This is a genomic window from Edaphobacter sp., from assembly GCF_035763405.1.
Classification (GTDB): Bacteria; Acidobacteriota; Terriglobia; order Terriglobales; family Acidobacteriaceae; genus Edaphobacter.
Genome location: NZ_DASUBE010000091.1, coordinates 1 through 8,523 on the forward strand (window position 1 = coordinate 1; position 8,523 = coordinate 8,523).

The window sequence follows — 8,523 nt, forward strand, 5'->3', positions numbered from 1 at the left end:
AATGCAATGGGGGCTTTAGAGGGTGCTGAAAAAGTCAGTTTTGCTTAAGGGCACGGCTTCAGCCGTGCCGCTAACGCTGCAAAATCAACGCGGCTTTAGCCGCTGAGGTACGCTTTCTTCCCGGCGAGATACTTTTTCATAACCCTCTTAGCCCCTGAGGGAATCCTCGCGGACTTAATCAGACCTCCCCTAAGCCCATTCTGCATTTCCATTTCGTCCCCTGAGCCAAGCCGAAGGAATCTGCTTTCCTAAGCCCTGAGCCCTAGTCCCTAAGCCCTATTCCCGATAGACTAAGCAAGCCCATCCCCCATGCGTGCCCTCATCCTCTCCGACATCCACGGCAACCTCGAAGCCCTGACCGCCGTCCTCGCCGCGGCCCAGCCCTTCGACACGCTCTGGAACCTCGGCGACATGGTCGGTTACGGCGCCAGCCCCAACGAGGTCATCGACTTAGTCCGCCCGCTGGCCGAGCTCACCGTCCGGGGCAATCACGACCGCGTCTGCTGCGGACTCTCCTCCGCGCTCGGCTTCAACCCCGTCGCCCGAGCCGCCGCCCTCTGGACCCAGCGCACGCTCACGCCCGAAAATACAGCCTGGCTCCGCGCCGTCGCACAAGGCCCGCTCCAACCCGCGCACCCCGGCGTCACCTGCGCTCACGGCTCGCCGCTCAACGAAGACCAGTACATCCTCAACATGCGTGACGCCTGGGCCCCGCTCCAGCAGATGCCCACGCCAATCACCTTCTTCGGCCACACCCACCTGCAAGGCGGCTTCGCGCAAAAAGAACACGACTGGCAGGAGCTGAAGCCGCGCTACTCCACCCACGACCAGGCCGAATCCGTCGTCCTCGACATCGCCCCTGGCACCCGCCACCTCATCAACCCCGGCTCCGTCGGCCAACCCCGCGACTGCGACTGGCGTGCCGCCTTTGCCATCTACGACAGCGACGCGGCCACCATCCACTACCATCGCGTCCCCTACGACCTCACCACCGCGCAGGGCCGCATCCTCATGGCCGGCCTGCCCGAACGCCTCGCCGCCCGCCTCCGCGAAGGCCGATAAGGAGCCGCTGATTAAGCCTCCGACGTTCAACCCGTCATTCTGAGCGCAGCAGCCTGCCCTGAGCGAAAGGGAAGGAATCCGCTCCCCACCCGGTACCGAACTCTTCAGTTCTCATCCTTCCGCGAAGCAGGATTTGTTGTCATTCCCGAAGCGAATCTGCGTCTCGCATCGGCCCGCGCCGGGCGACACCTATATCGAAAATGCCCTAATCCCTGCCCTTCACCGCCGCCCGCGCGGCCGCCCGGGCATCCCTCACCAGATCCGGCACTCCCACGCCGCGGTATCCATTCCCCAGCAGCCACAGTCCCCCAAGCGCCCGGACCAGAGCCTCCAACTCCGCCATCCGCTCCAGATGCCCGACCGCATACAGCGGCAAACTCCGCGGCCACCTTCGCACCACGCTCACCTGCGGCTCCGGCACCGGCCCCAGAATCCGTGCCAGCTCAAACCGCGCAATCGCGGCAATCTCGTCGTTGCCGCACCGCATCAGCCGCTCGGCAGCCGCGCCACCGAAGAACGCCCGCACCTGCCGCCCGCCCTCCGGCACGCGCCCCGGAAACTTCTGGTCCACAAACGTGCAGGCCAGCAGCAGGCTGCCCTGCCCAGGCGGGGCCAGAAACCCAAACCCCTGCGGCACGGGAAACTTCTTCGCGTCCGGAAACCCAAACGCCACCACCACGGCCGAGCTGGCCTCCATCCGCATCAGCTCCGCCATGCGTTCATCCACCGGCTCAATCAGCGAACGGGCCACATCGACCGGCGCGGCCATCAGCACCGCATCAAACCGCTCGACCTCATGCATGGTGCCCACCAGCCAGCCTTCCTCATCGCGCGACAGATACCGCACCGCATCGTTCCGGCGAATCCACTCGCCCGGAATCGTCGCGACCATGCGGTCAATGATCGTTCCCATTCCACTACTAAGCGTCGTAAAAACAGCATTATGTGGAGACTTGGACTGCATCTTAAGAGCCGTAATCAGGCTGCCGTGCTCCCGCTCCATCGCCGCAAACGGAGCCATCACCGCACGCACGCTCAGCTTCTCCGCATCGCCGCCAAACACCCCGCTCAGCAGCGGAGCGCCAATCTTTTCAACCACTTCCTCGCCGAAGTGTCGCCGGATGAACTCTGCCACACTCTCATCGCCGTTCGAGCAGCCAACCTTCAACTCCTCAGCCCGATCCACCTCATTGCGGTAAGCCCGCTTTGCAGAATCGCTGAAAAGTTCAGAAGAATCAATATTTTCCAAAATAGAAGGCACCATCATGCGCATCCCGTCCGGCAACGCAACCAGGCGGCCGCTCTGAAGCACATAGGTCTTGCGCCGGGCGTCATCGGAGAACACCAGCTCGCCTCCAAGCCCAAGCTCTTCAGCAAGCTCCAGCGCCCAGGGCTTCTCCGTCACCCATCCGTCTGGACCGCATTCGATGACGAACTCGCCCTCCCGCACCGTCTCGACGACTCCGCCAACCCGTGCAGATGATTCAAATAAAACAACTTGTAGAGGATGCCTCTGATGGATCCGGGCCAGCTCATAGGCCGCGGCCACCCCCGCCACCCCACCGCCAACAATCGCAATCCGCCTCATGCTCGCCAGCCTACACCCTGGCGGAAATCGGAGCCACCTCGACCCCGGCCGTATACGGCCCCAGTGCAAGCTCAGCCAGCGCCCGCGTCAGCAGTGGAGAGTCGTTCAGGCTCTCAGCCCGCCACAGTTTCAGCCCCATCTCATCCGCTATCTGCCTGAAAGCAATATCAATATCGTACAGAATCTCAACATGATCGCAGAGAAACCCGACTGGCTGAATCACCACACCCCGGTGCCCTTCCTCACGCAACACCCCCAGCGTCTCCTCAACCGTCGGCCCAATCCACGGGCCGCCGCTGACCCCCTGGCTCTGAAAAGCGAAGCGCCAGTCCTGCTCTCCAAGCCCCGCCGCCTTCATGCACTCGGCCACCAGCGCCGCAGTGCGTTTCGCTTCAATAGGATACGGGTCAGGCGCATCGCCAGTCACCGTCCGGGTGGGCACGCTGTGGGCAGTAAAGAGCACCGGAACCCGCTTTCCCAGCTCATCACACGCCACCTTCCACACCGTGCGCAATTTCTCCGCAAATGCTTCAATCAACAATGGATGTTCTGCCCATCCCGCAACGAACTCGACTTCCATTCCCTCCGCCGCAGCCAGCGTTGCCTTGCGATACAGTCCCACGCTGGTGCGTGAATTCTGCGGAGCAAGACAGATCGCCCGGAAGCGAGTCACGCCGTCCTGCCGCATCTGCGCAACCACGTCCGCGATATAGGGATGCCAGTTTCGCATCGCCACATAAACCTTTGTTTTCAATCCATTATCAAAAAAAAGCCGCCCCAGCAACTGCCCCTGCGCCAGCGTCCACTTCGTCAGCGGCGGAGGCTCCGCCCCTGCAGTCTCCCGAAGCCCAATCAGCGCATAGCGATGCTGCAACTCCTCCACGACTTCAGCAGGCACTGCCCGCCCGCCCGTCACCTTGTCGAGATATTCGGCCATCTCGCCCAGTGTGTTGGGCGTTCCATGCGCCAGCAGCAGCACTGCGTCACTCATGGCGGCCAAACTCCTTCACCCACTCCACCACCCGAATCACGTTTTCGACCGGCGTACCCGGAACAATGCCATGCCCCAGGTTGAAGATATGCCCGGGCCTGCCTGCCGCCTCCGCCAGCACCTCGCGCACGCGGGCCTTCAACACATCCTCAGGACCAAACAGCGTAATCGGATCGAGGTTCCCCTGCACCGCCCGCGTGGAACCGACGGCCTTCCAACCCTCCGCCAGCGGCACGCGCCAGTCCAGACCAATCACATCCGCGCCCGTCTCCGCCATCGACGGCAGCAGCGAAGTCGTATCCACGCCGAAGTAAATCACCGGCACGCCCAACCCCTGCACCCGCCGCACCAGCTCCCGCGTCGCAGGCAGCACATATTGCCGATAGTCAGCGACACCCAGCGCACCCGCCCAGCTATCGAAGATCTGGATCACGTCCGCGCCGGCCTCCACCTGCTGCGCAGCAAAGCCCGCCAGCACCGAGACCAGCTTCTCCATCAGCAGCGGCCACGCCACCGCGTCCGAGTACATCATCTTCTTGGTCTCGATATAGTTGCGCGACGAGCCGCCCTCGATCATGTAGCTGGCCAGCGTAAACGGCGCGCCGCAGAATCCGATGATGCCCAGCGCGTCGCCGTCGGCACGCGGAGCGCGGAAGTGCGCGGCCACCCGCTCGATGGCCCGCGCCACGTATTGCAACTCCTCGACGCGATCCGTCCTGAGCGCGGCCACCTGCTCCGCCGTGCGCACCGGACGATGTACTACCGGGCCTTCACCGGCAAGAAACTCAAACTCCAGCCCCATCGGCGTAAACGGCAGCAGCAGGTCGGCAAAGATGATCGCCGCATCCACGCCCAGCCGCTCAGCTGCGGTAATCGTGACCTCGGCGGCAATCTCCGGCGTGCGGCATATATCGAGCAGAGTATGGTGCCTGCGCACAGCCATGTACTCGGGCATGTAGCGTCCAGCCTGACGCAGAAGCCACACCGGTGTCCGGTCTACGGGGCGACCAAGACACGCCCGCACGAAGCGGCTCCCGCACGAAGCGGGATCGGCAGTTTGCTGTGTTGCTACGCGGTCTAGCGAGACGTTGCTCAAAAAATTCCCCTCTTCGAGCCTAGCATCCCAGCGCAGCACCTTGCACCGACTGACCGAAATGCGACCACGGATCTGCACGGATGATTCTCCCCGTTCCATTGCCATTCCGCCGCACTCTTCGCGTGTCCATTCCACCGTCTTTTTGTATTTCCATTCCGTACCTTGAGCGAGGCCGAAGGGGAAGGAATCCGCTTCTCCCATCCCCCAACGACGACACTACCGGGAAAAATTGTCATCCTTCCGCGAAGCGGGGGGACCTGCTTTGATCCGCGCTGATCCGCGCAATCCGTGGTCGAATCGGTGTCATCGGCGCCAATCGGCGTCAGGCCTTCTGCACCTCAACCAGCGTCGAATAGAACGTAGGCCCGCCGCCCGCATCGGTCAGCCGCTCCGAGGTCAGCCGGTTTACATTCCCTCCGCCCGCCGAGAGCTTGTTCCAATCCAGCCGCGCCGACACCACCCCCGCCTGCACCTGCCCGTTCACCACCGCGTTCAGCGCAATCCTGCCTCGCGCATTGAACACCTCAACCCGATCGCCCGTCTGAATACCGCGCGCCTCCGCGTCCGCCCTGTGCATCTCCAGCACGCCCGCCGTGCGCGCCTGCATCTGCTGATGCACCGGGATATTCGCAAACGTCGAGTTCATATAGTTGTCCGCTTTGCGCGGCAAAAACTCCAGCGGATACGCGCCATCGGCATGAGCACGCGACTCGACCGGCGCAGTAAACACCGGCACAGGCGTCAACTCGCCGCGCCCGCTCGGCGTGCGGAACCACTCCACCGAACTGAACGGCAGCACCTCGCCCGCGTCGTTCGCCGGCAGCGATACGCGGACGCGATGCTCGCGCTCCAGCCGCTCGCGCGTCATCCCGGTCAGCCACGGATGCTTCACCGCCAGCGCCTGATCGATCAGCGCATCCTCGTCGTCCTCAAAGCACGCCTCAGTAAAGCCCATGCGCCGCGCCAACTGGCCAAATAACCAGACATTATTGCGCGCCTCGCCCAGCGGTTCCATCGCCCGCTCGCTCACCTGCGCATACAGATGACCGTATGCCCCCTGCACGTCCTTCGTCTCCAGAAACGTCGCCGCGGGCAGCACGATGTCGGCGTAGTCGGTCGTGTCGGTCAAGAACTGCTCATGCACCACGGTGAACAGGTCTGCGCGCGCAAAGCCTCGCAGCACATCATTCTGGTTCGGCGCAATCGCCGCCGGGTTCGAGTTGTAGACAAACAACGCCTTCACCCGAGGCCCATCCTCTGCCCGCTCACCCAGCGTCGTCAGCGCGCGGCCCAGTTGCGCCATATTGACCACCCGCGCCTCGCGCCCCAGCGGGCTGGCCATCATCAGCTCCGGCATCCGCAGAGCCTTGTCGTTGAATGGAAACGCGCCCGAGGTCGAAAGCTGCATTCCTCCGCCCCGATACCGCCACGCGCCCGTCACCAGCGGCAGCATCGCCACCGCCCGCACCGACGTCCACCCATACTCGCTGCGCTGAATCCCATAGTTCAGCCGGATCGCCGCAGGCTTGCGCCCACCGCGCCCTGCCCCTGCATACTCACGCGCCAACCGCGCAATCGTCGCGGCATCGATCCCCGTCGCCCGCGCCACCGCTTCAGGCGAATACTCCGGCCGCATCGCGTGCGCCTTCAACTCATCGGAGCCCACCGTGCAGCGCGCCATGTACTCTTCGTCTTCGAGCCCCTCCGAGAAGATGACGTGCATCATCCCCAGCGCCAGCGCCGCGTCCGTGCCGGGGTTGATCGCCAGATGCTCATCCGCCAGCGCCGCCGTCCGCGTGCGGTACGGATCGATCACCACCAGCCGCGCTCCCGCCCGCCGCGCCTCTTCGATGAACGGCCACAGATGCACATTGTTCCCATGCACATTGCCGCCCCACACGATAATCAAACCCGCACGAACAAAGTCTTCAGGCGGAGGCCCCAGCTTCACGCCGTACACACTCACCAGCGCATCGCCGCCCGCCGTCGAGCAGATCGTCCGGTCAAGCTGCGACGCACCCAGCCGATGAAAAAACCGCCGGTCCATCGACCCGTACCCAAGCTGCCCAATCGTCCCCGCGTAGCTATATGGCAGAATGCTCTCCGGCCCGAACTCCGCCGCAATCTTCCCGAGCCGCTCCGCAATCTCGTCCAGAGCCTCATCCCACGTGATGCGCTCGAAGGCATCTGCCTCGCGCCCGCGCACCGCGCCATATCCAGACGGACCCTTCGCCGCGCCAGCCCGACGCCGCATCGGATAAAGCAACCGCTCAGGCGAGTACACGCGGTCCAGATACTTCGCCACCTTGCCGCACAAAAATCCGCGCGTCACCGGATGCGTCGGGTCGCCTTCAATCTTCACCACCCGCCCGCTCGCCGTATCCACCGTAGCCAGCACACCGCACGAATCCGGGCAGTCATGCGAACACACAGCATGAACCACCTTCATCGCCTCTCCCGCTGCGGCCATACCTCGATTCTACTGCGACGAGAGGCTCCTGGCTTTTTTCCTGAAGATATAGCCCGGTGACGTCCTGATCCAGCAAAGCAGTCCCGCTTCTTTGTTGTCATTCCCGGTGGGAATCTGCGTCTCGATTCCACCCCTCGTTGTTTGTCATTCCGTCTTCTTTGTTTGTCATTCCCGAAGGGATCGGCGTCTCGCATCAGCCCCTTTTTGTTTGTCATTCCCGAAGGGAATCTGCGTTTCGATTCAACCCGCACCTGACTAAGGTTTCAGAGAAAAATGCGCAAGCGCCTCTGCACGCCGTTGTATGCTTGCACCGAGCATGTCGAAGCACACCACCTCCACCGCCCGCCTCGAAGCCTTCTCCGACGGAGTCATCGCCGTCATCATCACCATCATGGTGCTGGAGCTGAAGGTCCCCGCCGCCAACGGCCTCGCCGGCCTGCGCGCGGTCGTGCCCACGCTCGTCATCTATCTGCTCTCGTTCAGCTTCACCGGCGTCTACTGGATCAATCACCACCATCTGGTCCACCGCACGAGCGAAGCCGACCAGCGCATCCTCTGGGCCAACCTCGCCTTTCTCTTCTGCCTCTCGCTGATTCCGTTCTTCACGTCCTATCTGCTCGACAAGCATCTGGACCCGTTCTCGACCGCGCTCTACGTCGCGTCCATGATCCTGACCGGCATCGGCTTCCTGCTGCTCCGCATGGCCATCGGCCGCCGCCTGCGCATCCAGGACGCGCTCATCGACGAGGACCTCGCCATCCAGCGCAAACAATGGCTCTCGCTCGGTCTCTATCTGATTGCGATGCCCATGTCCTTCTACCACCCCTACGTTGCGCTCGGCATCATCGCCCTGGTCGCCGTCGTCTGGATCGTCCCCACCGCCAAAGTCGATCCCTGCAAAGAAGAGCAAACCAACAGGTAGCATCATCTCGACCGGAGACGGCACCCCACTCAAGAACGTCATCTCAACCGGCACAATACTTTTGACTCCCCACTCAGCACACGTCATCTCGACCGGAGCAGCGCGGCCTCATCGAGCTGCGGAGCGGAGAGAGACCCCTGTATTTCCCTCTGCTGAAATCACACGATTGCACGCGAAATCCGCAGTCGCTTGTAAATCGCTGTCAGTATTCCGGAAGCTGGCCGAAGCACCGGGCCTGCTTTCTGATCCCTAAGGAACCTCTGATTAAGTCTTCGCTTTGAAGGGGCGTGGCTTCAGCCACGCCATAGCGTCCCTCAATGCAATGGGGCTTTAGAGGGTGCTGAAGAAGTCCGTTTTGCTTAAGGGCACGGCTTCAGCCGTGCCGCAAGTACCG

The 8,523-nt window shown here is 62.9% G+C and carries 6 protein-coding genes; 2 read left to right on the top strand and 4 right to left on the bottom strand.

Annotated features, from left to right (window positions below; all coding sequences use genetic code 11):
- Positions 1 to 309 precede the first annotated feature (309 nt).
- Positions 310 to 1,062 (top strand): metallophosphoesterase family protein, encoded by a 753-nt coding sequence (locus tag VFU66_RS09370; protein WP_326445979.1) that lies wholly within the window; start codon positions 310 to 312, stop codon positions 1,060 to 1,062.
- Positions 1,063 to 1,267: 205 nt separating this feature from the next.
- Here the strand turns inward: VFU66_RS09370 and hemG are convergent, their stop codons facing one another.
- From hemG to VFU66_RS09390, 4 genes are all read right to left on the bottom strand, one after another.
- Positions 1,268 to 2,650 carry a protoporphyrinogen oxidase gene (gene hemG, locus VFU66_RS09375; protein WP_326445980.1) on the bottom strand — a complete coding sequence of 461 codons (1,383 nt, stop codon included), beginning with the start codon at positions 2,648 to 2,650 and terminating at the stop codon, positions 1,268 to 1,270.
- A gap of 10 nt (positions 2,651 to 2,660) precedes the next feature.
- Entirely contained in the window at positions 2,661 to 3,641 is a 981-nt protein-coding gene (gene hemH, locus VFU66_RS09380) for a ferrochelatase (RefSeq protein WP_326445981.1), read from the bottom strand.
- Positions 3,634 to 4,737 (bottom strand): uroporphyrinogen decarboxylase, encoded by a 1,104-nt coding sequence (gene hemE, locus VFU66_RS09385; RefSeq protein WP_326445982.1) that lies wholly within the window; start codon positions 4,735 to 4,737, stop codon positions 3,634 to 3,636. The genes hemH and hemE overlap by 8 nt, the downstream gene beginning before the upstream one ends.
- A 322-nt stretch (positions 4,738 to 5,059) precedes the next feature.
- Positions 5,060 to 7,207, bottom strand: a complete 2,148-nt coding sequence (locus tag VFU66_RS09390; protein ID WP_326445983.1) for a molybdopterin-containing oxidoreductase family protein — start codon at positions 7,205 to 7,207, stop codon at positions 5,060 to 5,062.
- A gap of 316 nt (positions 7,208 to 7,523) precedes the next feature.
- Here VFU66_RS09390 and VFU66_RS09395 point away from each other — a divergent pair, with 316 nt between their 5' ends.
- Positions 7,524 to 8,129, top strand: a complete 606-nt coding sequence (locus VFU66_RS09395) for a TMEM175 family protein (protein ID WP_326445984.1) — start codon at positions 7,524 to 7,526, stop codon at positions 8,127 to 8,129.
- The last annotated feature ends 394 nt before the right edge of the window (positions 8,130 to 8,523 follow it).

What these genes read in the sequence shown, in the direction of transcription:
- VFU66_RS09370 (WP_326445979.1), top strand. Translation starts at nt 310, where the DNA reads ATGCGTGCCCTCATCCTCTCCGACATCCACGGCAACCTCGAAGCCCTG.
- hemG (WP_326445980.1), bottom strand. Translation starts at nt 2,650, where the DNA reads ATGAGGCGGATTGCGATTGTTGGCGGTGGGGTGGCGGGGGTGGCCGCG.
- hemH (WP_326445981.1), bottom strand. Translation starts at nt 3,641, where the DNA reads ATGAGTGACGCAGTGCTGCTGCTGGCGCATGGAACGCCCAACACACTG.
- VFU66_RS09390 (WP_326445983.1), bottom strand. Translation starts at nt 7,207, where the DNA reads ATGGCCGCAGCGGGAGAGGCGATGAAGGTGGTTCATGCTGTGTGTTCG.
- VFU66_RS09395 (WP_326445984.1), top strand. Translation starts at nt 7,524, where the DNA reads ATGTCGAAGCACACCACCTCCACCGCCCGCCTCGAAGCCTTCTCCGAC.